Origin of the sequence: Streptomyces sp. YS-3, assembly GCF_045257485.1 — a bacterium.
GTDB lineage: Bacteria > Actinomycetota > Actinomycetes > Streptomycetales > Streptomycetaceae > Streptomyces.
The window spans coordinates 1-951 of sequence record NZ_JBJHPC010001088.1; the positions used below are offsets into that span (position 1 = coordinate 1).

Sequence of the window (951 nt, forward strand, 5' to 3'; positions counted from 1 at the left end):
GGGGCTCGGAGGGCTCGGACGGCTTCTTGAGGAACGGGTCGTCCTCGGGCGGCTGGCCGGGCGGCGGTTCGTGGCTCATGCCCGCAGTCGACCGCGCGGGGTGGGGCCCCGCAACGGTACGGGGCCCGTTCGGGGTACGGCCGCCGCCGCGCACCCCTCCCCGGCTCCGCGCTCAGGTCCCCGCGACGAAGGTGCGGGCCGCCTTGTCGTGCCAGCACTGCCGCCAGGGGCGGTCGAAGAGGCACCACACCACGTTGAGCACCCCGACGGCGAGCACACCGAGGACGCCGTAGACCAGCCAGCGGCGCAGGGCCGCGCCGAAGGCGGGCGGTTCGTGCGACTCGATGTCGCGCACCTGTACCCGCAGCAGCCGCTTGCCCAGGGTGCGGCCCCACTTGGCGGTGGGCAGCGCCTCGTAGAGGACCCCGAGGAGCAGGAAGGCGCCGAGCACGATGGCGAGGTAGCCCGCGGTGGTGCCGTCCAGGAGGTAGACCGTCACCGTCTCGCCGGAGAGCTTCGCGGCGTCGATCTTCTCCTGGATGTGGTCGGCCGCCTTGATGCCGAGCGGTATGGCCAGCGCGGCGACGGCCGCGCCGAGCACCGCGGTGTCCACCAGCCGGGCGGCGAGGCGCCTCCCGGGCCCCGCGGGCCGTGCCGCGGTCTGCGCCCGCGCGGCGCGCAGGAACGGGTCCTCCACGGGCGGCTTCCACGGCACCACGGGCTCCCCCGGCCCCGACGGCTCCTCGGGCCGCGCCAGCCGGTGCACCTGCTGCGCCCAGGACGCCGACCCCCCGCCCGGCCCGGTGGTGACGGGCGAGGCGTGCGGCGCGGACTGCTGCGGCTGCGGCTGCGGTACGGGCGCGGGCTGCGGCTGGGGCACGGGCTGCGGGGCGAGCGGCGCCGAGGGAAGCGCGGCCCGGTCGGGCGCGGGCCGGACCGGCCGCGGGGCAC

The 951-nt window shown here is 77.8% G+C and carries 1 protein-coding gene; it reads right to left on the minus strand.

Going from position 1 to position 951, the window contains the following annotated elements; translation table 11 throughout:
• Nucleotides 1–172: 172 nt before the first annotated feature.
• Nucleotides 173–951: RDD family protein (locus ACJA3G_RS37650; RefSeq protein ID WP_406557496.1), on the minus strand; the 779-nt coding region annotated here is incomplete at its 5' end.